Source organism: Megalodesulfovibrio gigas DSM 1382 = ATCC 19364 (assembly GCF_000468495.1).
Lineage (GTDB): Bacteria > Desulfobacterota > Desulfovibrionia > Desulfovibrionales > Desulfovibrionaceae > Megalodesulfovibrio > Megalodesulfovibrio gigas.
The window spans coordinates 2,130,175-2,152,675 of record NC_022444.1; the positions used below are offsets into that span (position 1 = coordinate 2,130,175).

The window sequence follows — 22,501 nt, forward strand, 5'->3', positions numbered from 1 at the left end:
CATTAGTCCTCTTCGTCCTCTGGCAGGCGGATTTCAATCTCAGGGCCGAACAGAAGCACCGCCGGAGAGATGGAAACCCCGTCCGGGGTGACACCTTCCGGAAGTTCGGAAAACGTGTGGAGCAGGGAATCTGCGAACCCGGCCATGTCCTCCGCAATCCTGAGCCTGGCCGTCCCCGCTTCCAGGGCATAGACCCGGTAGAGATCGTACCGCCGGCCTGCATCGGCCATTTCCTGAAGCTCAGCCATGGAGATGTGCAGCGTCCGCTCAAAGGGGCCGGCAGTTGATTTGACGTCCAGCCTGATCGTGTTCCCGGCCGCGTCCTCCACAGAGAAATCGTAGGGGGCGACGGCATTCAAGTCCGACACCCAGCGGTGACTCCGGATCACGCCCTGGCGGGCCTGTAAGGCAAGCCAGCCGTCGATCAGGGCCTCGCCCTCCCGCCCGACGGCCTCCGCCCTGAGCCGGGCACGCTGCAGGGCCTCCTGGTCCATCGTGGTCCCGGAGCGGCGGCGGAACAGTCGTTCCACCCCTGCCACGCCCCCCAGGGCGGCATCCTCAATGGCTTCACCCAGGGTGAACTCAAGCGCCGGGTGGGAATCCGGAAGCGCTGCGGCGTCAATGAGGCTGCCCAGTTCGGAAGAGTCCAGGGGAATCATTTTCCGGGAACCCAGGCGCTCCGCAAGGATTCCATGAAGCGTGGCGTCTTCCGGCACAGCTGCGGCGACAAACAGCAGGCGCGCGGCAGTGGGGAAGACATTGCCGGAGAAATCGAAAACAACAAAGTCGCCGGGCTGCAGGGGGTCAAACCGTGCCCCGGCGGCAGCTTTTGGGACGAGCTCGCCGTTGAGCCGCCAGTTCTTGTAGGTGCTGCGTTTGACAATCTTGCGCTGGAGGCGCAGGGCAGTATGGATCCCCGGCCCCAGCAGTACCAGGTCCATGCCCAGGTATCCAGACCGCCCCTCCGGCGTATCCGGCAGCGCGGGGAACAGCGCTCCGACAAACACATCCTGGTTCAGATTGATGGACTTCTGATGCCCGGCCTGGAGGACCTCATGCTGGTGCTGGAAAAAGGTGAGGTCCGAGCGGGTCAGCTGTTTCAAGGCGATTTTACCGGCCACCGTGTCCTCGCAGGGTTGAAAGCATGACGTCCGCCAGCGCCCTGGCCATGAGCGGGGGCACGGCGTTGCCGATCTGCCGGAACCCGGGATTCATGGGGCCGACGAATCTGAATCCATCCGGGAAGGACTGCAGCCGGGCCGCCTCGCGCACGGAGATGGTCCGGGCCTGGCTGCTGTCATAGTGGATGTGGGAATAGCTGTCCTTGCCCAGGTGCGCCATCAGGGTCCTGGCGGGCTGGTCAGCCTCCATCTTCCGCCACTTGTTCGGGAATTTACCCGGATCATACGGGGGGACCGTCGCATCCCGGAGACTTGTGTACTCATGGCTCCCCTCGGCCGGGGCCTGCCCCTTCGCCTGCAGTGCCGCAAGCTTTTCATCGAAGAGGGCAAGGGCGTGCCGGTAGGCCTGCGGATACTGGTCCCCGGCCTGCATCCGGGCAAAGATGGCGTAGTCCCGGGGGAGGTACCGGATCACGTGGTCATAGACGCCGAGGCTGTTTTCAAACCCGGGCCAGGTGCGCATGCGCCTGCCATACTCTGTGACCGGCCGGGTTTCGTCGTACGGGCACAGCCTGTCGAACCGCCGCGGCCCTTTTTTGAGCCTGCCCTCCAGGTGATCCCTGATGGGGGGAAGGTCCTGGAGCGCCTCCCAGGCCGTAATGGCCGGCGGCAGTTCCGGACCGCCCTGCGGGGTGGCGACAAGCCGTGAATGTTGCCCATCGGGGCCGCAACAACCAGCCTCGGGCTGGTACTTGAGCGCCACCTGCCGCGAGCCCTCATAGCCCTTTGGGAGCACATGCCGGTGGGTTGGCGCGGGAAAGACCACCTCTGCGGACACCCCCGCCGCATACCCGATCAGGAACGCCCGCTCGCGCATCTCCGGCACGCCGTAATGGACCGCGTTGAGCAGGGTGTACCTGCAGGTATAGCCAAGGTCCTCCAGGACCTCGCCCATCTCCTCGTAGATGTTGTGTCCGCCGTGGTTGAGGATGTCGGGCACGTTCTCCACCAGCAGCGCGACAGGTTTCAGCTGCCGGATATACTCCAGATAGCGCAGGTACAGGTCGCTGCGTGGATCCCTGATGAAAGCATGGGGGTGCTCGGCCACCTCACGCAGCTTGGCGCGGCCCACCCGGGCAAACGCCTGGCAGGGAGGGCCGCCCACAATAACATCGATGGCGGCTTCCGGCTCGGCAAAGCCCAGTTCCTGCAGGAACGGATATGGCTCGGTCAGGACGATGTCACGGCTGCGGGCGTGGCGGTTTCGTCCGGCCTCATCATGATGCGGGAAGAAGTTCAGGGCATGGGAGGCCGCGGCCACAGGGTCCATCTCGATGGCGGCGCAGAGCGCGTACCCGGCGGCATGGAACCCCAGGGAGATGCCGCCGCAGCCGGCAAAGAGGTCCAGCACCCGCGGAGCCCCGCCGTTATTCAGCCTGTCGATCTTTTTCTGGACGTCAAAGGGCATCAGTCATTCTCCGGAAACATTGCGCAGGGCCCCTCCCGTTAGGCGGGCCTGAGGGGTAATTAGCATCGGGCACGGCCGGAGTCAAAAATAGGGGGGGCCTGCGCGAGGGCAGGAGCCGGCAGACAGGCTGCCATCATATCCGCCTTGAAAAAATCGTTGCAAAGACATTGCCCATGTGATTAATCGAACTTAAGCTAATCACGTTTCCCAAGGCTCTGGATGCTGGTCGGACAACCCAGGATTCAGGGCTTTTTTGCCCGGTGCAGCCCCGGAGCCTTCATGGACACTATCCGCGTGGACACCATCATCCAGTACGCGTTGACCATTGCCAGCGAGCAGGATGAGTATCGCGACCGGGAGCTCGGCTCCATTCATCTGATCAAGTACCTCTACCTGGCTGATCTCGATTATGCGGCAATGCACGGCGGGGAAACGTACACAGGGATTCCCTGGGTGTTCTTCCGCTTCGGGCCATGGGCCGCGGAAATCCAGGAAAGGATTCCTGTCGCTGCCAGGGCCATGGGCGCGGAGCGACGCACTTTCCAGACCGATGCCTACGGCGAGCTGGAACGGTATTTCGCGCCCTGCCATGCCCCCAGGGCAGGGCTTGAACGCAAGCTTGATGTCATTGTTGCGACTTCCGTTGCGCACAAGGTCAAAAAATTCGGCGCAGATACTGACAGTCTGCTGCAGCATGTCTACGGGACAGAGCCCCTCCTGCGTGCGGCTCCCAGAGAGCCTCTCGATTTTACCCTAGCGGCCAGGCCACTCTCCGATCAGGAGCAGAAGGCGGCCCAAATCAAAACGATGACGCCAAAGCAAGCAAAGAAACTGGAGGCATGGAAGAAGGAAGGTCGCGCAAGATTCCAGCGATGCCTTGCAGAAAAAAAAGCTCGGGAAAGCAAAAGGATCACGCCCCCCCCGCCCAGGTTCGACGACGTTTATTTCGCCGGGCTGGCGGCTCTGGATGAACAGGCTGGTGAATCCGTTCCTTCGGGCGGTATGACATGCTCAATCTCCCCTGATGTCTGGAAATCCCCTGCCAGGTATGATCCCGACCTATCCTGACGACTGCATTCAGACGCTCACCAACGCATGGTGGGTTCAGACAGACAATAAAACCCCAACAAAATGGCGGCTGGCCTGGGCATTTGTCCCTTATGTCGACCAGCTCCCTTATCAGCTCATACCCAAAGCCCGGACAGATGACAGGGAGCATGATCGTGCCGAATGCGAAATTGCGCCCTGCAATGTTGCGGCACCCCCAGCACTCCCAAGGCTCCCGGTTGCAGCGTTGCCCCGACACGACCCAAAAGAGATTTTTGCGGTCTATCGTGCCAAAAAACGCCCTGTCCTGATAGCCGCTGATCTCGGTGCCACAGTTCACAAACAGTTACAGACAGGATTTCCGAAGCGAAGCTTCGCATCCTCATATCTCTGCGTTCCCTACTATGGCGTTGACGCCGGGACAGGAAAACGGGCTGGCTACCCTCCGGCCTTCACTGCCAGAGTGAAGGCCGGAGAATATTCGCAATTCTTCTGGGATATGCTCCCTGTTCCTGGGGCAAGAGAATCAATCCTCCGCCTGGACCAGATGCAACCCGTTGGTGGCCACCATCAATCACTCGAACTCACGCTCTATTCACTGAGCGAGGAGGCCGGAAGCATTATGGACGAGTGGATGCAGTGGCATCTGACTGGCCAGATCGCGGAAAACGGCCCCATCTCGCTCTGGCTGGACATGCTGGCAGAAAACCACTTGCGGCTCGGCGAGCTATAGCATAGCACTTACCAGAGAATTACATCGAGTAACCTCACAACGACGCAAGGCGAAATATGAAGCATTGTATTATGTTGTTAATTTTATTAGTTCAAATCCAGGTTGCGAACGCAGCATCGATCCCTTCGCCCTCATCGGCATGGACTGAGACAGAGCGCTGGGTTTGGCAGAAAATAACTGCTGGAGAAATCGCCAACCTCGATGAATTTTGTACTTCGTCGGGAACTAATACAAAGAAAAAGGATAACTATTCAAGATCAGAATGTTCAACCTTGCGTTCTCTTTTTTTTGAAGACGTACTGACGCGTGACCCCTGGAGGAACTCCATCACCAAAGATGGCGTCAGGGTCTTGCATGCCTTTATTCCACACGATCTTGACCTTCAAAATTCCAACATAACCACACCGCTCTGGATTCAATCAAGCTATATTAACGGCGAGTTGCGGCTCTATGATTCAAAAGCCGCGTTTCCAGTGTTGCTCTCTGGGAGCACCATTCATGGCATTAACGCAGAGCGTGCACACTTTGAGAGTGCTTTTCGTGTGCACAATTCCGCTGTCGTTTTTAAGAATGTGAACTTAACCAACAGTAAAATTGACGGCTCGTTAGACTTGGAGAGGGCAGCGTTTGGCAACGTTACGGCGCAAGGGGTCACGGTTGCCCAGGACCTGACGCTGTGGAAATCGACCGTAACAGATAGCATCTCCCTTGCATTCGCGAATATTGGAACCTATCTTGACATGCAATATGGCAAGTTCAATTCGATCAGTTTAAACGCTGCTCAAATCAATGGCAGCGTACTCCTTCGCAATGATACCGTGGTGACAGGTAATCTGGACATTTCGTATGCGAAAATAGGTTCAGCACTTGCAATGCACGGTTCAAAATTCAGCTCTATCACTGCATTTTCCGTAGACATAGGAGACACAGCGCTACTAAACAATGCAACATTTAGCGGCGACATTATTTTCACTAGCGGAAAAATCGGTGGAAATGTTACTTTTAATGGAAGCCAATTGCATAGCTTAGGGCTAAATTCACTTAGCGTTAGCAAAAGTCTATTACTAAATAACGTTACAGCCATAAAAGGCGATCTCGATCTTCAAGCTGCTGTTGTTAAAGGCACGCTTGAAATGAACAATTCAAATTTCAACACAATAAAGGCTGGGAGTCTAAAAGTTGACGATAATGTTAGCCTAAAAGGGACCATCGTTAAAAAATCATTAACGTTTAATAAATCTTCTATCGGTGGCTTTCTCGACATGGACGGTGGGATTTTCAAAGAAGAAGCTAGCCTCAATTCTATTCGAGTTGGCCACTCACTACATATTCGCAATGCTACCGTGCAGGGGAAGCTTGATCTTCAATTAGCTGAGGTCAAAGATAATGTTGCTCTGGACAACTCAATATTTAATAAAATCATGGCCGGCGGCTCAAAAATTGGTTTCGATTTAACAATGATGAGATCAAAGGTTTTTGGCGAGCTAAAATTAAACATGGCAAGCGTTGGCAGCTCACTCAACATGGGTAACGGGAATTTTCAAAATGTAAACCTAAATTCAATCCAGGTTCAACAAGGGATATTTATAAACAGTAACGCAACGGTTTCCGGTGAACTTGATCTTCAAATGGCTCAAATTAAAGCCAATATACAAATGGACGACTCAAGATTTAATATTATCAAGGCTGGAGGCATAAACACTGGAGGCAATGTAAGTCTCTATAAATCCGAGGTTAACGGCACACTCAATCTCAACATGGCAAGCGTTGGGAGCTCACTCGACATGGGTAACGGGAATTTTCNACTTGATCTTCAAATGGCTCATGCAAACGGCAATATAGAAATGGACACTTCATGCTTTGCTATCATTGAAGCGAATGCTGCAAAAATTGGCGGCAACATCTCTCTGAACAACTCAACTATACATGACGGGATTTATATCCAGAAAGCAATAATTGGCAGCTCTCTGCTTATGAACTATGCTTATTTCAGAAAAAATTTGAATTTATACGCTATCCGCGTTGGTAAAAACTTTTTTTTCAACAACTCTACCGTTGTCGATGGTGAATTTAACCTTCAGGATTCTGTCTTCGGAGGAAGTCTCGACCTATCATATTCAACGCTTAACAGCACGGTGAACGCAGATTTTATTCATGTTGGATCTGGCTTGGACATGATACAATCGTCCTGCAATAGCACGTTAAGCCTTATGGGTGCTAGTGTTACTGGCCCAATTTATGTGGACGCCAGCACATTACAAGATGTCGATTTCTACAGGATTAATGGCAACAATTATTTTATGCTCGCAAATACATCAGTCAAATCATTTGATGTCTCTTCTGCGAATATTTCTGGCTATCTTTACATTTTTAATTCTACATTCGGTTCAATTTTCGACAGTACATTGGCTGACAATACTAGCTCGGGACTTTGTTCTGACTGCAACGCGAATTTCCTTGACGCAACAGGGGTTCGGGTGGGTGGCTTGCTTATGGTTCACGATTCAAACATTTCATGCCTTGATATATCTGGCGGCATAATTGGCGACAGCATTAAGCTGTCAACTTCTTTATTCAACACAGTTGACGCTCACTCAATCCATGTCGCAAACGATTTATACATTTACGGCAACACCACTATAGATAATTCGCTAATTTTAAAGAACTCAGCAATTGATGGAAGCCTTCAATTTGAAAATTCAACAATATCCATCATCCAAGCCTGTAACCTGCACTGCAAAGGCGACGTCAAATTCTATTGCAATTCGACGGTTCGTGGTGATTTGTGTTTGTCTTATGCACAAATTGGAGGTTCGCTCTCACTAACAGTTTCTAACTTTGAAAAAGAAGTTGACTGTACTAGCATGCAACTTGATGGGAATTTAATACTCGGCCTATCTCAAGAATTCGCCCCTCGCTGGGATTCTAATTCCAGTCTTGTATTAAGAAACGCTAAAGTTTACGGGATTCGGAGTTTTTTGTTTGGTATTTCAAGTGATAAGCTGTACGAAGATGCGTTTCAAAGTGGCTGGCCGCAAGCTGGAAGACTGACATTGACCGGCCTTAAGTATTCGCTGATTCCATATTTTAAGTCTGTTAGCAACATGTCGACGCCCTCCGCAGCCTCTCTAGAATATTTCCTTTCATTAAATTCTGAATTTAGTCCTCAACCCTACCTTCACTTGGCTTCTCTGCTGAGGGCATATGGGCACATTGCGATATCGACATCGATCCTCGAAGATTATTATTCCATTCTCATTCACAACTCTTTATCGGATGGAAATTTGCTGTTATCTGCTTGGATTTTACTGTTAAAAGCAGTCGCAAACAACGGACAGGGCATCTATGCTTTTCGAATATTACTTTGGATACTTCTCTTCGCTGCTGTTGGCTACCGCGTCCTAATTCAGAATCTAGACAAAAGAACTAAGTTCAGGGGATGGTATTTCTTTGCAAGCTTACACAAGCTCCTCCCAGTACTTTCTCTTGGCAAAGAGTTTTCCGATTTTTTTGAGTCCGCCAACTACAGCAATCGTTCAGCAATAGTAAAGTACTACTTTATCTTTCATTCGATAGCAGGATTTTTTTTGGGCCTCACCTTACTAGCCGGCGTTACAGGACTTCTTCAGGGCAGCCTATACTAGCGCCACAAATCACTCTATTCGCTGCTATTCAATGACATGCATATTACCCTAGGGTTATCTTGGACACCGAAAATGACAGGTGTGTCAGCACCGGGCCGGTGGGGTGTTGCTACCACCCCGCCTGCGCCTCCGTTATGCCTGCGCCATTCTCTTACCCCCCTCCAATCTCCTCTTTGACCGCCCGCGCCACGGCCTCCAGACTCTGCAGCCGGTCCCGGTCGATCTGCGTTGCCGTGCCGAGGACCACCGCCCGCAGTGGGTCAATGGTCAGCAGCGCCAGGTCGGTCAGGTCGGCTAGGCACAGGGCGCGGTCGGCGGCGGCCTGGTGCTGCTCGACAAGCCCCGCCGCCTGTGCCTGGGCATCGTCCAGTGTCTTGCAGTCGCATGCCACGGCGATGAGCCCGGGGCGCAGGCCGGTCAGGACGGTGCCGGGCTCCAGCAGGTCAAGCGCCGTATGCGTTGCGGTGTCGATGATTACGACCATATCTGCCCTCCTGTGTTTACGGATTCAGCCCAGACGCCTGCCGGCTGCGCGCCGCTTTTGTAGATATTCCCCGCGGCAACCCGCAGCCCGTATTGCGGCAGGTTTGCCGGGTCAGAGGCATTGCCGATGGACACCACGCCAGAGCCATTCAGGGATGCGATGCCGTAGCCCCCGCCCGCGAAATAATTGTTGCTGACATTGACGGAGGTGACGGCGTTGGCCTGCACGCCAGCCCCTGTGGTGCCTGGAATAGCAATGGACGCGGCCACCAGATGCGCGCGCAGCGAGTTAATGAAATATACGGCGTTGTTGGCGTCGCCCATGATGATTTTCAGATACCGCACCACGTATTCNGACGGTGCCGGGCTCCAGCAGATCAAGCGCCGTATGCGTTGCGGTGTCGATGATGGCTATCACAGGATTAGTCCTCCATACGCTGTCGCTTCATTCGCGATGCTGCCGGCTGGTTGTGTGCCGTTCTTGTAGATAATCGCAGAAGATGCCCGCAGTCCGTATAGTGGTAGGTTCGCGGGGTCTGATGCGTTGTTGATGGACATCACGTTGGAGCCGCTTAGGGATGTGATTCCGTAGCCCCCACCCGCGAAATAACTGTTGCTTACATTGACGGAGGCGACGGCATTGACCTGCACACCAGACCCAGTTGACCCCGGAATAGCAATGGATGCTGCCACCATATGCGCGCGCGTGGAATTGAGGAGATACACGGCGTTGTTGGCATCTCCCATGATGATTTTCAGATACCGCACCACGTACTCCGCCCCGCCGCCGCTCATCAGGATGCCCTCGCTGCCCAGGGCTGCAAATTGCAGCGCCGCCAGCTTGTCCGCGGTCAGACCCGTCTCCGCCGGGTTGCCCTGCAGGCGCAGGCTGCCGGCGTAAAACCCGATAAACGACAGCTTCGCCGCCATGCTGTACAGACCGTTCGCGAGCTGGAATGTCAAGGCATAGCCGTTCAGATCCTTGTACTGCGCGTCAATCAACGCCTGCATTTGCGCAGCGGGCATCGACGGATTGAGGTCCACCGTGACGTTGCCCGTCAAGCGCCGGGCGATCCACGATGGTATCGGGTGCACATGATCCTGCCGCGCCGGCTTCGTGCTCGCGCCAATGGCCCCTGTCTCTGCCACCGCGGCCGGCGTGGTGTCTCCCAGGCCGGTGATGGCCGATGCCGGATGCGTGGCGGGCATTCGACTGGTGTCCGTCGGGTGGATGTGATCTTCCCGTGCCGCTTTGGCGCTGGCCCCCACCGCCGCAGCCCCGTCCATACCCGGCGCTGCCGTGGCCAGGTTGCGCACCGTGTTGACCGTGGCCCGCCTCACCCCGGTGGGTGTGTCCACGGCCATATTGTCTGTCCCAGCCGGAGTCGTGGTTTCGGTCAATGCATTGATGCGAGTCCCTTCACCTGCCATGGTTTTCCTCCCAAAATTTATGCGATGGCCAGGGGAGACCCGGCCTCGGTGATGATGAGTGCGCCCGTGTGTGTCACGAGCCCGTTGGTCGCATCGACGACGGCCACGGCGGCGCTCCAGGTCAGGTCCGCCAGCTCGCGCGCCACGGCATCCGTTGCCGCCACCCGGAAATACCGCAGGTACGGCGGCGTGGCGTCCATGGCCACCACAGCGGACGCCACCGTGCCGCTGTAGACCTGGATGCCGTCCGCCGGGGAGAACCCCTCCGAATCCCCCAGCAGCAGCACATACCCCGTGGCTCCGGCCACTGGCTGCCAGGTCAGCACCGCAGCTGCCGTCAGCATGCCGGCTACGACCAGCCCGCCCGGAGCCGGCAACGGCGGTGTGGTCACGGTCAGCACAGCAGCCGCGCCCACCTGATAATTTGCCGTCACGGCGGATACTTTGACGTCCATGGCGGCCCACGGCCCGCCCAGCTGGACCAGCTCCTGCGCAGTGACGGCATGGGCGAGGTCGGACGTCATCCGGCCAGCCACCAGCACCCCGTCCACGTACAACCCCACCTGATAGGCCGTGGCCCCGGTGACGGCGTCCCAGGCCACGGCANCGGATGCGTGGCGGGCATTCGGCTGGTGTCCGTCGGGTGGATGTGGTCTTCCCTGGCGGCCTTGGCGCTGGCACCCACGGCGACGGACCCGTCCATGACCGGCGCTGCCGTGGCCAGGTTGCGCAGGGTATTGACCGTGGCCCTGCGGGTACCGGCGCTCGTGTCCACGGCCACATTGTCCGTACCAGCCGGGGCGGTGGTTTCAGCCAGAGCGCTGATGCGAGTCCCTTCGCCTGCCATGATGCCTCCTAAATTTATGCGATGGCCAGGGGCGACCCGGCATCTGTAATAATGAGCGCGCCTGTATGGGTGACCAGCCCGTTGGTCGCATCAACCACGGCCACGGCGCTGCTCCAGTTCAGGTCGACCAGGTCCCGCGCTACGTCCGTAGCCGCGGCCCGGACGTAGCGCAGATATGGCGGCGTGGCGTCCATGGCCACCACAGCGGATGTAGCCGTGCCGGTGTAAACCTGGCTTCCGTCCGCCGGGCCAAAATTCTCCGGGCTCCCCAGCAGCACTGCATACCCCGTGGCTCCAGCCACGGGCTGCCAGGTCAGCACCGCGGCTGCCGTCAGCATCCCTGCCACAGCCAGGCCCGTGGGCGCGGGCAACGGGGGCTGCACAATCGTCAGGGTGGCGGCCCCGCCGGGCGTGCCCGCCGCCGTCACCGCAGCGACCCTGACCTCCATCTCCGGCCAGGGCCCGCCCAGCAGCTGCAGCTGCGTCGTGGTGACCGTGTAGGCGGTGTCCGTGGTGGAAGCGCCGGCCTTGAGGGCGCCGTCCACATGGATGGAGACCTGATACGTGGCAATGCCTGCCACCGCGTCCCAGGCAACGGTGGTTTGCGCGCCGTCCATGGTCACGATGCGGAGGTGTTGCGGCACGGCCACGGCGTTGTAGGACGCCGTCACCTTCTGCCCATCCACGGGCTGGCCATTCACATGGGGCACAACCCACACCTCCACGGGCAGCCCCGGCGTGGCAAAGGACAGGGAGTATGCGGCCACCCCGGCCCACACTGCATAGGTGGCCCCGTTGACCAGGGCCCGGACGTCAAACACCGTGGCGCTGCCCGACCAGGACAGGGTGAATTGATGCATGCCGCCGGACTCGCCCCGGTACTGCAGGGTCGCCGCCACGCACGGGGCGAGGGAGCCGATGGCGCTCCCTTCTGCCGGGGCGGTCCCCACGGGCAGGTAGACCCGGCGGTCCATGAGATTGCCCACCACCCTGACCGAGTTGATCCCCTGGGGCTCGACCCGCAGCACCCGCACGTCCATGGGCTCTGCCGTCTCCACCACGAAGGTGTATTGGGTGGCGAGCACGTCGTCATGTTGGATGGTCTTGGTTTCCGCCGGCAGCGCGCCGGTGACGCAATGGGCATGCTCCGTAGGCTGCACGACAAAGGGGCCGGCGGGGGAGCCGCCGGGCAACTGCAGGTACAGGGCAGCCGCCTGGAAGCCCATGAAATCCACGGGCTCCGATGTCCAGATGCGCTCGCCGTCCAGGGCGGCAATCAGGCCGCACTGTCCGGCGTCGGTCATGCTGGCCGTGCATTGCACCCGCCCCAGGAACCGCAGCAAATACCCCTTCATGCCAACGGTGAATTCCACGGGATTGCGGTGGTACCGGTCTTCGTAGTACCGCCGCATGCCCACCTCGTAGGCCTGTTGCCTGCTGGTACAGCCGTGGATGGTGATTTCCGTGGCCTCTCCTCGCTGCCGTTTTCATCCAGGCAAATCACGGTCTTTTCGGTCCAGGTCACCGGGTCGAGGTATTTTGCGTAAACACAGGTGGGCGAGGTGCCATTTCGTGGCAGGTAGCTGACCTTGAAGCTGTCCTTGTCATAATCGTCTTCCGTGAGCTGGATGGCTTCGTCGCTCCATTCGTCCAGCACCAGCGCCAGCTTCCCGCCCGGCATGGCCGGCGCGGCAAGCCCGGCCTCGGCCGCCAGAGACACCAGTTCCAACAAATCTGTTTGCGACGTGACCGCGTAGTCGAACCAGTGTCCCGCCGTAGCCATGGCCGCCTTGGCCTCCGCCAACAGGGCATAGTCCAGGATGCCCTGGGGCAGGCCGCCCATGTTGGGCGCGCAGACCATGTAGGCCACGGCGTCCACGATGGAGCGCGTGGGCTGGTACGGCGTCGTGAGCCCGGTGGCCGTCACCACGGGCAGCAGCCGCGTGGATTTGACGCGCACCTTGTCGGCCACATTGTTGGAGAGCTGGTTGGTGGCCATGATGCTCACTTCCAGGAGCGTGCAGTCCTCGTAGGTCCGGTGGGGCGGGCCGTAGCCGCGCAGCCCGGAGATGATGACGTCATCCACGGCGTCGGGCTGCAGGAACTCCTCTGACCCGCGTTTGATGCGGAACTGGTAGCGCCCCGGCCCCCAGGGCGGGGAAATCTTGTACGACCAGCGCAGGGGCTCCGGATAGGCGAGGGTCCAGGCAAAGGTCCACACCTGCGTCCAGTCCGTCAGCGGGGAGCCGCTGTTATCCACCAGCCGCACATGCACGTCGGCAATGGCGCTGGCGAACCACTTAAGGCCCGCCACCAGCTGCCACAGGCCGGCGGGCATGGTGATGTCCCATTCGATTTCCGCCACCGCCGTCCCCGAAGGGTTGACCGTCACCGTCAAATATTCGTTCCACTTGAGCTCCTGCCCGCTGACCTCCTCGCAGGTCCAGACCACGCGGGGGATCATGGTGGGCGACTGGCCGGGGCGGATGATGCGGTGGGATGTGCCGGCGTAATCCTGGATGGGCGTGTCGTCGATGGTGACGTTCTCAACCAGGTGCTCGCCCCTGCCGAGCATGTACAGCCCGTAAAAGATCTGATTTTGCGTGGCCCCGTCGATGTTGACGAACCCTGATTGCAACAGGTCGGGGTAGTATTTGGTGGTCCCGAATCGTTCCGGATAGGGCTGCCCCAGTCGCGGCCTGTTGCCGCCGGGGGCCAGGCTGTACATGGTGATGTCCAGATCATTGGACGTCACCGCAGAGGCCTGCTTGCGGGCCGGAAACACCAGGGAGACCAGCAGGGTCCCGCCGGCCAGGATGCCGGCGCTGATGAGCGACCCGGCCCAGGTGCCAGCCAGGCCGAAGGCATAGGGGGCCAGGGCCGCTGCGGCCAGCACGGCGATGCTGGCCAAAATCTGCAGGGCGTTGGAGTCCCCGCCGCCGCGCGGCAACTGGACGAACACCGCATCCGCCCCCGTGGGCAAGGGCGTGCCCCACCATCGCCGCAACACGGGCCGGCCATTGACCAGCAGCATCAGCGGGCCGGAGGTCTGGGGCCGGTAGTGGGCCAGGATGGCCAGGGGCGTGGTGCCGGGGCGCACCTGGGCCACGGCCAGATCGTCCAGGCCGGTCATGGGGTTGCGGATGCGGCGGCCTGGCCCGAAGGGATGCGCCAACATGGGCAGGGCCGGCTGGGGGTCAGGGGCGCGCCACAACGACGGCGTATTGCACAGGCAGTTATCGAACATATCGCCAATACCCCGTGATTGCCCAGAACATGCTGCGCAGGTCCAGCATGCTGGATCGGACCACCCCCATGTGCTCCAGGGCGTGCAGGATCAGGATGCGTCCGCCCAGCTCCACCACCATGCCGATGTGGTGGGCGGCCTGGCCACGGGTCAGGGACACGGCGTCCCCCTCCCGTGGCTGCTGCGTGGGCGCATAGCCAAAGGTGTCCATGACGCGCGGCTCGTCGCGCAGCAGGCGGGCCGCGGAAAACACCGTGCGCGCATGGTCGATGAAGCAATCGGGGCACTCCCGCCCAAAATGCTCACGGCTCCAGAGCCTGAACCACCACAGGCAATCCTGATCCTCACACCAGGGCCGCCCTTTGTATTGATCCGACCAATGAGGCTGGCGGGCCACGTGTGACGGGAGGGACGGGGGCAACGGGTGCGTACAATGCGTCATGAGATCAGCCCCGGTTCCGTGGTGCTGGTGTACTTGGCCCGTGGCACTTGCACCCCGGACATGTTCGCCACCCTGGCTGAGGCTTCCGCCCCGCCGTGGGCATGGTCCACCTGGGCCACCTCCAGGGGCAGCGGGAATTCCATGGATGGCGGCTGGTTCGGCCCGCGGTACTGGCGGTAGAGGATTTCGATGGGAGGGCCGGCAATGCCGGCGTCGTACAGCGCACGGTGCATGCCGCGGGTCAGCGCGCCGGTGCGGATGCGCATCTCCCCGCAGGTGCGGCGCTCCAACCCCGGCAATTGCAATTCAAACTGAGCCGGCAGGTACGTGCCCTGGGGCGTGGGCAGGGCGTCATGGGAGAACACCACCATGATGGGCGCGTGGAGCGCCGCATGCGTGATGGTCAGGGTCTCGAAAATCGTGTCCTGCGGGTCGGCGTAGGCGCAGGCCTCCCGCTGGGCGTCGTCCAGGGTCGCGTAGTAGGCGTCCATCTATTGCTCCGGGAACGGCAAGGCCGGTGGAGTAAACCCATAGCTGCTGTATCTGCCGGTTGTGCTTTTTGTAATACGGAGCCCCCGGATTGCGCCGCGCAAGCGGCTGCCAGGGCAATTGCCCCACTGCCCGATGCCCAGGGGGGATGCCGGCGCGGGGGGGTGGCTGGATGCGTTGGAGCCGGAATACGCCAACCCGTCAACGAATGGTGTGATGCCAAACCTGTTGTTGACGGACGTTGCGAGTTCAACGGCCACGTGGTGCCATGTGTGCGGCTGCACCACCGGTCCCAATATGGGCAATATGACGCCCCCGGAACGGCTGGGCCAGCTCATGGCGCACAGCCGCCCGTTGTAGGTCTGCAATCCCCACGTCACGCTGGAGTAACTGCACCCATTGTCAAACCCGACAATGCGATTGGCCGCACCGCTTGACGGGACGTCGTCGAACCACACCCAGGCCTCGACCCACAGTTTGTAAGTCGGTAGCGGGTGTGGGTTGTAGGTCGGGTAGAAAGCCTCCGCCGCCGGCGTGTGCAGGTACCCGGAGCCGTCAAAGCGCATGGACCTGCCGCCATCGGCATCCGCCTGAATCCAGATGCCCTGGTTTATCAGCGTGCGCCCTGTTTCGTCGCGAATCGCCTTGCTGCTGCCAAACCGGCCCTTGGCGTTGAGCAGCAACACCACGGAGTCGTACAGCGCGTCTACCCCTGGCACGCCTGGCCCGGCCAAGGGCCAGACGGTGTCCACGCCGACGCTGTCCGCCCGTTTGACATGGAGCGCCACGGAAAAATCGCTGTAGAGTGTCCCCACGCCCTTGCGCTGCGGATACCCGGCAAAGCGCGCCACATGCGCGGCATAGCCCAGCAGCGGCAGCCAATCCGCCGCAAACCAGTTGAGCCCAAGATTGCAGTCACGTTCGTAAAATTGCAGGAACGCAGGCACCTGGGCATGGAGCAGCCGCAGCTGCGCCCGCAGCACATGCGGCGCACCCCGGCCGAACCGCCGCACCTCGTGCCGTCCGGACTGCAGCTCCCTGGACAGCAGATTGCTGCCCAGCTGCCTGGATATCTGCCGCTGCGGGCCGGGCAACCCTTGAGGCCACAACACGGCCATCACTCGCCTCCTGTCCAGAGGGCTGGCGAGCCATCCACCAGGGGCACGCCGGCGATGACTTCCACCTTGATCGTGACCTTTGTGTGCCGGCGATTGTAGGTCTGGTCTGTGGGCGGCTCAACAAACCGCAAAAAGTGGTGTGTGTACTGGATGTCCGGCAGCCACGGCGCAGCGAACGGGGCGCAGCCGCCATTCAGGGCATCCTCGTAAAACGCGCAGAACGTCGCCCATTGCGCCATGGTCATGACAAAATGAAAGGTCGCCTCGTGCTCCGGGTACGTCCGCGTGCGCATGGGGTGGCGGGCTTCTTCGGGGTCCAGCGTCCCGGCGCGGGGCGCGGCCTCGAAGTCCAGTAACGGAGCCTGCGGCAGGGTGGCGGGCCAGATCGCCAGCGCCATCAGAACCGCCTCCCATATCTCGCGTCCAACGCCGCCACCATGCCCGTGCCGCGGCCGCCGTCGGCCAGGATTTTTTGGGTCACGGCCTCCACGATGATGTTCAACGTCTTGCCATCCGCGCTTTGTTCCGCCCGTGTCGTCGTGCCCGGCGCTTCCTGGATGTTCACCGTCATCTGCACCGGCGCGGCCACGCCGTCCCCGCCAGCAACACGCGCCCCGGCCTGGACGGGCTGCAAGGCCGGCAACGGTGCAAGGGCCGCGGTGGCCCCGCCAGGCACGCCAAACGCGCCTGGCACCCCGCCCATGGCAAAGGGGTACACACCGCCGAGCCAAGCCGGCAGCTGTACGCCCAGGTGCCCGGACGCGGTGCGGGTCAGGTCAACCCTACCTTCCTTGCCGCCGGGCAGCACAGCACGCACCCCGGAACCAACCATGGGGACGATGGCCTCCGCGCCGGCCTCGCCCATCAATCCCTGCGCAAAAGCGAACAGCGTGGGTTTGGTTACGATCTTGTTGGAATAGGCGGACAGGCCGGGAGCATTGAACACGTTGCCCTTGGCGCTGGCCAAGATACCGGCCGTGGAAAACGACCCGCCCTCGACGCCCGCCCAGATCGAGCTGCTGTCAAAGCCGCCACCCAACAAACTGCCCAGCCCTCCTTTCAGAAACGACATGCCGGCGTCCAGGATGTCATTGGTCCAATCCGTGGTCAGCTTGGCCACCCAATCACTAAAGGCGCGGGCCATGTTGTCCAGCATGCCGGCCCAGGCGTCTTCCACGGTGGCGGTCCCGGTCAGAAAACCGTACACCCAATCCCCGGCCACCTGCCCCAGGGCCGAGGCCGCTGAGCTCTTGAGCTCCAAGAGGCCATCGGCAAAGGCCACCGCCCCTTCCCGCGCCTTAGTGGCTTCGCTCTTGAATTCCTCCAGGCCTTCGGAGAGCCGGGCCAGGAACGCCTCGCCCGGCGTGCCGGTCTTCTGGATGGTCTGCAGTCGCTCCAGGGCGGCGGATTCCCTGGCCACCTGGGCGATGACCGCCAACTCCGCATCGCCGGAGGCCTGGGCCTTGGCAATCACGGCGTCGTAAAACGCCTCGCGTGCGCCGCTCATGAGCTGCGTGGTCTCAATGTAGTGATCCGCTACCCCGGACCAGACCTGCTTTTCTTCGTCCCTCCGCTTCCGGTCGATGTAGGACGTCGGGCCTTCGTTGGCCAAGTCCCACCACTCGCTGAAGTCCTTGGACGTGCTCATCTTGGCATCGCGCGATTTGATGGCCGTGGCGCTGTCCAGCTCTGCCAGCAGCCGGGCCAGCTCTTCCGCCGGGAGGTTGGCGCGCTTCAACGCCTCTTCGGTGGCCTTGGCTTCGGCCTGGATTTGCGCCAGCAGGCCTTCCCGCTGCAGGTCCATGTTGCCCGTGGACATGCCCAGGGATTCCATGAGCCGGGCGGTTTCTTCAGAGACGCGGCGCTGCGCCTCGATGGTCTGCTGCGCGGATTCCTGCTCGTCCTTCGTGATTTCTGCGAGCATGGCGGCTTTGTACGTGGCGAGGTCGGCTTCAATTTGCTGGCGCTTCTCGGCACTGGCCATGATGTAGCCGTCGCTTTCGCGCACCTTGGCGACGTAATCATCCACCTCGCGGCGTCGTGCCGCAAAGTCTCCCTGCGTCAGGCGGATGTTGTCCGCTGTCAGCTTCTCCTGGATGGACCGGGCTTCGTCGGCAAAGCGCTGGTAGTCGGCAATGCTCTCGCCGCTCATCCCCAGCTTTTCCATGGGGTTTACGGCGTAGATGCCCGTGCCTTTTTTCTTTTGCCGTGCCAGCCACGCAGACGCATCCGTGGAAATCACCTTGTCGATGTTCCCGCCTACGGCCTCCACCACCTTGAGCTTTTGCTCCACTTCATCCCAAACGGCCATGGCGATGTGGTCAATGCCGCCGTATCGCCCTTTGTCGTAGTTGCGCTTCCCATTATCCGTGGCCAGGATCGTGCCGGCTTTGATCCATGCGGCGTTAAAATCTTCCGCGCGGGATTCATAGGATTTCCCGACGAACTCCTTGACGTTGGTAAAAATCTTGTCAGACGTCGCGCCAGCGAACAGCTTTTTGAACTCTTCCGGCTTCACGCCAAAGGACTCAAGCTCATTGCCCAGGCTGTTGGCAAGGCCAGTGTATCCCCACTCCACCAGCCCGGAGCAGTCAAACCCCGTCGCCATGGACGTGCCGCCCCAATCGTAGGGCTTGCCAAGCGCGCTCTGGATGCTGGAACTGAGGGTCTTAACAGCGGACCCCACCAGCACTTCGCCGTCAATCTTGCCCTTGTCGCCCATGCCGTACTGGTCTTTCAACCACGTTTCGCGGTCGCTCTTGGCCATGGCGTTGCGCTGGTCAAGGACATACTTGCTGTCAGCCGTCAAAGGGCGACTTGATGCGCGCGAAAAGGTATCCTGCATGCCCTGAAGATCAGCTTCGGTCATGTTCAGGTCGCGTAGCGATGCAGCGAACGGAGATTCAAATTCTGTTCGCAGGCTGATGACATATTCCTTGCTCGTGAGCTTCGTCAGATCAACAAGCACGCGGTCAATCTCGTCGGCAAAGGTCTTGGCCGTGGCGGATGCGTCGGCAAAGGCCTCGGCGTGCTCCTTGATGTAGCGGTGCGACTCGGCAAGGACTTTGTATTCCTTGACCAGCCCATCCACGCGCTTTTTGTCTTCGTCCGCCAGCCTGCTCAACGCGGCATTGGCCTTGTCCGCATCCGCCGCAAGTGTGGCGAGCGATGAACCGATCAACCCAAATCCTGGGACATTGGCCATCGACGAAAGCGACATGAACGCGCTGCCGCCAGCATCAGAGAACTCTTTCAGTGACATTCTTCCGTCATCAACAGCGGCGCGCAACATCTCCATGGCCGAATGCAATTCCGCAACTTTACGAATTCCAGCCAATCCTTCTGTGAGTCCAGAAAGTAAAGACTCGATTTCGTCTAGCGACATTACCGCTTCTGACAGCAGCGCGAACTCATTCTTCATTCGCTGGATGTTCGACTCAACGCTCCCCGCCGCCTTTTCCCAGCCCTGACCGAATTTCTCCAGCTGCGTTGCCAGTTTGGGGATGAAGTCTGTGGCCACCACTTCGCCGGACTTGAGCAGCTCCTTGAACTGCGCCACAGTCACGCCCAGGGCATCCGCGCCCATCTTCATGGCGCCGGGGATGCGCTCGCCAAACTGCAGCCGGAATTCTTCCGCACTCACTGTGCCCTTGGAGAGCATCTGCCCCAGGGCCACCAACGCCCCGGATACGTCTTCGGTGCTGCCGCCCACCTTCGTGATGGCCTGCGTAGTCGCTTCAAAGATGTCCCGAATGTCCTTCGTGGACACGCCCACAAACTCTGCTGCCGCAGCGAACTTGATGTAGGCCTGCGACGTCTCCACGATGCCCTTGCCGTAGGTGTCGGCAAAGTTCGTGATGTATTGCCCTTCGGCCCCGGCCCGATCTCCGTAGACGCCCTCCAGGGTCAGCCGCAGCTTGTCCATGTCCATGGCGGCCCTGACCGACGCGGACGCCAGCTGCTGGACGCCTGCGACGGCCGTGTAAATCCCGCCGTACAATGCAATGTTGGTGAAGGCCGCGGTAAAGCCCTTCACACCACGGTCCATGGTGGACAAGGATACGCTGAACTCCTTCTCCAGTGCCTTGATTTCCCGCTTGGACAGGTCCAGGGTGCTCACCAGCCCCTGCAGGGCCTGGGCGCGGACCTTCATTTCCACGCCCTTGGATGCCTGGGACTGCAGCGCGGCAATGCGGTCCTTGGAGAGGTTGGCGGACTCGGCAAGGATGGCCAGGTTTTTCATGGCCACATCAGTAGCTGATGTTTTCGCTTGGACGTATGCAGATGGGTCTACCACCGCCGGGGCATTGACCATGCCCGTTGTCACGCCCATGCGGCGCTCCAGCTCGGCAATTTTCTGCTGGGCCAAATTTGCGTTGGTGGCGAACTCCTTCAGCGCGTCCGTTTTGAAGCGAAGTTCCGTCTGTTGGGCAGCCATGCGCTGCAACTCTTCCAGCTCGTCAGCGGACGCGCCAAGGGCCGCCCCAAACTGCCGGGCGCGCTCTCGTGCACGGTCCATGGCCGTGGTGAGGCTTGTGTCGAACGCTCGCGCGGAACGCTGCGCCGCAGAAAGGGTGCTCTCCATGCCCGCAGCGTGCAGGCCGTAGAAGTCGTCAAACCCTCCAAAGCCAGAAAGCTGCCCGGCGGTCTTGCCGCCCATGAGGGCCGGGCCGTAGGTGCCGAAATTTTGCGTCGTCGGAGACGCCGTCGTGGCCAACCCTGCCTTAGCGCGCATGGATTCCAGCTCGGCAGCCGTCAGGTTCGCGGCCTTGCCGATATTCTCTATGGACTGCTCCAGGGCCGTTTTTTTGGCCACGGCCTGCATGGCTGTTTCGAGCTTGACCACCTCGGCTTCCGCCAGCCCCAGCGTGGCGGCCAGCTGCGCCAACTCCATCTTCTGCGCGGCAGTAGCAGAACCGGAAATGCCAAACACGCCTTGCAACCCTTCCATTTGACGGGAAAGGTACAGGATTTTCGCGGCGCTGGCGTCTGCAGCTCCGGCAACATCTGCCAGTGCTTTTTGCGCAAGGTCTGTTTTGATTCTCACTTCGCCAGCAGACTGCAGCTTTTGCAACGTCTCTTGCGAAAGCGTTGCCTGTCCAGCCATGGCCGCAAGCGCCGTGGACACCTGCGCCATGGCAGCCTTGACCTGCTGCCCAAACACGGTGGCCCCGTTGGCTGCGCCGCTGAAGCTGGATGCAAACTTCTGCGCTTCCAGGTCGCTCAGGTTGAGGGACTTCTTCAGCCCATTGAGCGCATCTTCAGCCGCCTTCATCCGCCGCGTGTCCAACATGCGATTCTGAAGTTCCGCCCACTTGTCGGCGGTGGTGCCGACGCGGTGTTGCAGGTCGCCAAGCTCGACATTCATCGCCTTCACGCCCTGGATCGTGGCGCGGGAGGTGTTCGTCAAGGACGACATGTAGCCAGTGAGCCGCCGATACCCCTCCTCAATCTGCTTGGGCGTCAGCGCATTGTTCATGTCGTCAGACATCTTGCTGGACGACTCTTTTACCATGCGCTGCATGGTGGAAAGATCGGCCCGCAGCTGATCGGTATCGCCCTTGACCGCGATGTAAATGCCGCCCGGCACCTTCATTTACGCACCTCTCAGCTTGTTGCCGATTGACTTGGCGAACGCCTCAGCAGCCTGCCCCATCACTTCTTCCCGCGAGGACCGCAGGTAGGAGTGCGCCTTCACGTGGCCAATAACCTGCCCGTACGTGGGCAAAAACTTGCGACCCTCCACCAGCGCGTGGCCAAACTCCACCAAATGGGCATGAGGGGCAGCGGAATAGACAATTGCTCCACCATCGGGGAATTTTGACTTTTTGTGCTTGATGGACTGCCGCAGCATGGTCCCGCTCTTGTGGTGCTTCTTGCTGTATACGTTCTCACGTTCCGTGTTCTTGTAGTCCCGGAATGCCGTACTGGCCTTGGCGCTGGCCTTGATGGCCACCGCAATCTCCATGGCCGCATCGTCGATGGCGACATTCACAAGCCGCAGAAGCTCCACGCTGAACGATGGCGGGATCCTGACTTCCACTTCAGCCTTGAGCTTTCCCACGGTTGCGCTCCTGCTCCTGCTTCTCGCGTCCGACCACAATGGCCGTCTGCGCCATCAGCTGCACCTCTTCCATCAGCTCAAGGTGGGCAGATTCTTCAATGTGCAGCATGTCCAGCACGCACTTGACTGCCAGCAGGTTGATATCCACCGCGCCCCCCATGCCCATGATCAGCTGCCCGCTGCACCGCCGGTACACGTCCACGGCCAGGGTATTTTCTGGGAGCACATCCGGCCGGCACTTCCAACACGGCGGACCATCCTTCTTGCGCTCCACGTCCTCCGGTGTGTCCCATCGGCTTGGCGCGAAGGCGGCCCGGCACGTGTCGCAATCGGTGCGGTTGTCCTGGGCCATCCATCGCGCCAGCTC

Annotated in this window: 17 protein-coding genes; 2 read left to right on the forward strand and 15 right to left on the reverse strand. The window is 59.9% G+C overall.

Annotation, left to right across the window (positions count from 1 at the left end; all coding sequences use genetic code 11):
* Positions 1–2: 2 nt before the first annotated feature.
* Both DGI_RS09365 and DGI_RS09370 read right to left on the reverse strand, forming a co-directional pair.
* Positions 3–1,121, reverse strand: a complete 1,119-nt coding sequence (locus tag DGI_RS09365) for a protein NO VEIN domain-containing protein (RefSeq protein ID WP_021760696.1) — start codon at positions 1,119–1,121, stop codon at positions 3–5.
* Positions 1,111–2,589 carry a DNA cytosine methyltransferase gene (locus DGI_RS09370; protein WP_021760697.1) on the reverse strand — a complete coding sequence of 493 codons (1,479 nt, stop codon included), beginning with the start codon at positions 2,587–2,589 and terminating at the stop codon, positions 1,111–1,113. The genes DGI_RS09365 and DGI_RS09370 overlap by 11 nt, the downstream gene beginning before the upstream one ends.
* Before the next feature lie 279 nt (positions 2,590–2,868).
* Here DGI_RS09370 and DGI_RS09375 point away from each other — a divergent pair, with 279 nt between their 5' ends.
* The gene (locus DGI_RS09375; protein WP_021760698.1) at positions 2,869–3,657 is read left to right on the forward strand and encodes a hypothetical protein; all 789 of its coding nucleotides are present in this window, start codon (positions 2,869–2,871) and stop codon (positions 3,655–3,657) included.
* Positions 3,638–4,369 (forward strand): hypothetical protein, encoded by a 732-nt coding sequence (locus DGI_RS18385; RefSeq protein ID WP_021760699.1) that lies wholly within the window; start codon positions 3,638–3,640, stop codon positions 4,367–4,369. Before DGI_RS09375 ends, DGI_RS18385 begins: the two co-directional genes overlap by 20 nt.
* A 3,795-nt stretch (positions 4,370–8,164) precedes the next feature.
* Here the strand turns inward: DGI_RS18385 and DGI_RS09385 are convergent.
* The 13 genes from DGI_RS09385 to DGI_RS09445 form a co-directional block, all read right to left on the reverse strand.
* Positions 8,165–8,497, reverse strand: coding sequence for a hypothetical protein (locus tag DGI_RS09385; RefSeq protein ID WP_021760701.1), 333 nt, complete (start codon positions 8,495–8,497; stop codon positions 8,165–8,167).
* Entirely contained in the window at positions 8,488–8,820 is a 333-nt protein-coding gene (locus DGI_RS09390) for a hypothetical protein (protein ID WP_144284159.1), read from the reverse strand. The genes DGI_RS09385 and DGI_RS09390 overlap by 10 nt, the downstream gene beginning before the upstream one ends.
* A 90-nt stretch (positions 8,821–8,910) precedes the next feature.
* On the reverse strand, positions 8,911–9,927 hold the full coding sequence (locus tag DGI_RS09395; RefSeq protein ID WP_021760703.1) for a hypothetical protein: 1,017 nt from the start codon (positions 9,925–9,927) through the stop codon (positions 8,911–8,913).
* 17 nt (positions 9,928–9,944) lie between these two features.
* Positions 9,945–10,529 carry a hypothetical protein gene (locus DGI_RS09400; RefSeq protein WP_021760704.1) on the reverse strand — a complete coding sequence of 195 codons (585 nt, stop codon included), beginning with the start codon at positions 10,527–10,529 and terminating at the stop codon, positions 9,945–9,947.
* Positions 10,530–10,788: 259 nt separating this feature from the next.
* Positions 10,789–12,186 (reverse strand): hypothetical protein, encoded by a 1,398-nt coding sequence (locus DGI_RS09405; protein WP_027192801.1) that lies wholly within the window; start codon positions 12,184–12,186, stop codon positions 10,789–10,791.
* Positions 12,126–14,021 (reverse strand): hypothetical protein, encoded by a 1,896-nt coding sequence (locus tag DGI_RS09410; protein ID WP_027192800.1) that lies wholly within the window; start codon positions 14,019–14,021, stop codon positions 12,126–12,128. The genes DGI_RS09405 and DGI_RS09410 overlap by 61 nt, the downstream gene beginning before the upstream one ends.
* Positions 14,011–14,463 carry a hypothetical protein gene (locus DGI_RS18395; RefSeq protein WP_144284160.1) on the reverse strand — a complete coding sequence of 151 codons (453 nt, stop codon included), beginning with the start codon at positions 14,461–14,463 and terminating at the stop codon, positions 14,011–14,013. The genes DGI_RS09410 and DGI_RS18395 overlap by 11 nt, the downstream gene beginning before the upstream one ends.
* Positions 14,460–14,954, reverse strand: coding sequence for a DUF1833 family protein (locus tag DGI_RS09420; RefSeq protein WP_021760706.1), 495 nt, complete (start codon positions 14,952–14,954; stop codon positions 14,460–14,462). The genes DGI_RS18395 and DGI_RS09420 overlap by 4 nt, the downstream gene beginning before the upstream one ends.
* Positions 14,955–16,070: a LamG-like jellyroll fold domain-containing protein gene (locus DGI_RS09425; RefSeq protein ID WP_021760707.1), complete on the reverse strand. Its 1,116-nt coding sequence runs from the start codon at positions 16,068–16,070 to the stop codon at positions 14,955–14,957.
* The gene (locus DGI_RS09430; protein WP_021760708.1) at positions 16,070–16,468 is read right to left on the reverse strand and encodes a hypothetical protein; all 399 of its coding nucleotides are present in this window, start codon (positions 16,466–16,468) and stop codon (positions 16,070–16,072) included. The genes DGI_RS09425 and DGI_RS09430 overlap by 1 nt, the downstream gene beginning before the upstream one ends.
* The gene (locus DGI_RS09435) at positions 16,468–21,666 is read right to left on the reverse strand and encodes a tape measure protein (RefSeq protein ID WP_021760709.1); all 5,199 of its coding nucleotides are present in this window, start codon (positions 21,664–21,666) and stop codon (positions 16,468–16,470) included. Before DGI_RS09435 ends, DGI_RS09430 begins: the two co-directional genes overlap by 1 nt.
* Complete coding sequence (locus DGI_RS17210; protein WP_021760710.1) at positions 21,667–22,134, reverse strand: HK97 gp10 family phage protein; 468 nt, start codon at positions 22,132–22,134, stop codon at positions 21,667–21,669.
* On the reverse strand, positions 22,115–22,486 hold the full coding sequence (locus tag DGI_RS09445) for a DUF1799 domain-containing protein (protein ID WP_021760712.1): 372 nt from the start codon (positions 22,484–22,486) through the stop codon (positions 22,115–22,117). Before DGI_RS09445 ends, DGI_RS17210 begins: the two co-directional genes overlap by 20 nt.
* Between the last annotated feature and the right edge of the window lie 15 nt (positions 22,487–22,501).

Bases quoted from the DNA above. Each gene is read 5' to 3' on its own strand.
- DGI_RS09420 (WP_021760706.1), bottom strand. From the start codon at position 14,954: ATGGACGCCTACTACGCGACCCTGGACGACGCCCAGCGGGAGGCCTGC.
- DGI_RS18395 (WP_144284160.1), bottom strand. From the start codon at position 14,463: ATGACGCATTGTACGCACCCGTTGCCCCCGTCCCTCCCGTCACACGTG.
- DGI_RS09435 (WP_021760709.1), bottom strand. From the start codon at position 21,666: ATGAAGGTGCCGGGCGGCATTTACATCGCGGTCAAGGGCGATACCGAT.
- DGI_RS09445 (WP_021760712.1), bottom strand. From the start codon at position 22,486: ATGGCCCAGGACAACCGCACCGATTGCGACACGTGCCGGGCCGCCTTC.
- DGI_RS09430 (WP_021760708.1), bottom strand. From the start codon at position 16,468: ATGGCGCTGGCGATCTGGCCCGCCACCCTGCCGCAGGCTCCGTTACTG.
- DGI_RS09370 (WP_021760697.1), bottom strand. From the start codon at position 2,589: ATGCCCTTTGACGTCCAGAAAAAGATCGACAGGCTGAATAACGGCGGG.
- DGI_RS09395 (WP_021760703.1), bottom strand. From the start codon at position 9,927: ATGGCAGGTGAAGGGACTCGCATCAATGCATTGACCGAAACCACGACT.
- DGI_RS09425 (WP_021760707.1), bottom strand. From the start codon at position 16,070: ATGGCCGTGTTGTGGCCTCAAGGGTTGCCCGGCCCGCAGCGGCAGATA.
- DGI_RS09410 (WP_027192800.1), bottom strand. From the start codon at position 14,021: ATGTTCGATAACTGCCTGTGCAATACGCCGTCGTTGTGGCGCGCCCCT.
- DGI_RS09405 (WP_027192801.1), bottom strand. From the start codon at position 12,186: ATGCGGCGGTACTACGAAGACCGGTACCACCGCAATCCCGTGGAATTC.
- DGI_RS18385 (WP_021760699.1), top strand. From the start codon at position 3,638: ATGATCCCGACCTATCCTGACGACTGCATTCAGACGCTCACCAACGCA.
- DGI_RS09385 (WP_021760701.1), bottom strand. From the start codon at position 8,497: ATGGTCGTAATCATCGACACCGCAACGCATACGGCGCTTGACCTGCTG.
- DGI_RS09375 (WP_021760698.1), top strand. From the start codon at position 2,869: ATGGACACTATCCGCGTGGACACCATCATCCAGTACGCGTTGACCATT.
- DGI_RS09390 (WP_144284159.1), bottom strand. From the start codon at position 8,820: ATGGGCGACGCCAACAACGCCGTATATTTCATTAACTCGCTGCGCGCG.